Genomic DNA, 303 nt, shown 5'->3' on the forward strand with positions numbered 1-303 from the left:
ATATTGTTTTCATCAGTCTCTAATAATCGCGTTAACTCAGCACACATTTGATCAATAAAAGGGGCCATTTTAGGGGCTTGCGCAACAATAGTAATATCGGCATTACCTAAGCGGTAACCTCTTTCTTTTACTTGTCCATATACGTTAACCAATAACTCTCGGCTATCAATACCTTTAAAAGCATCATCATTATCAGGAAAGTGGCGACCGATATCACCGAGCGCTAATGCGCCCAGTATTGCATCACAAAGTGCATGAATAGCAACATCGCCATCTGAATGTGCTAATAATCCTCTGTCATGA

General features: G+C 40.3%; 1 protein-coding gene. It reads right to left on the reverse strand.

The window, feature by feature from the left end; genetic code table 11:
- Positions 1-303 (reverse strand): 2-C-methyl-D-erythritol 2,4-cyclodiphosphate synthase (gene ispF / locus GQR38_RS20350; protein ID WP_165738097.1); only part of this gene is annotated, 303 nt, incomplete at both ends.

This window comes from Pseudoalteromonas sp. c7(2019) (genome assembly GCF_011378625.1).
GTDB lineage: Bacteria > Pseudomonadota > Gammaproteobacteria > Enterobacterales > Alteromonadaceae > Pseudoalteromonas > Pseudoalteromonas arctica.